At 46.4% G+C, this 222-nt stretch carries 1 protein-coding gene; it reads left to right on the top strand.

The window, feature by feature from the left end:
* A partial coding sequence (locus ACT9TX_RS18550; RefSeq protein ID WP_481340630.1) for a hypothetical protein occupies positions 1–186 on the top strand: 186 nt, incomplete at its 5' end.
* Between the last annotated feature and the right edge of the window lie 36 nt (positions 187–222).

The raw sequence follows: 222 nt of genomic DNA on the forward strand, positions 1-222 counted from the left end.
CGGGCAGATGTTTCGTTCCTCAACATGACATTGGAGAAACAGACGGCTGTATTGCAGATTGCTTCATTCTTCGCAATGACGGGCAGATGTTTCGTTCCTCAACATGACATTGGAGAAACAGACGGCTGTATTGCAGATTGCTTCATTCTTCGCAATGACGGGCAGATGTTTCGTTCCTCAACATGACATTGGAGAAGCAGACGGCTGTATTGCAGATTGCTT

Source organism: Parasediminibacterium sp. HNIBRBA5674 (assembly GCF_056745525.1).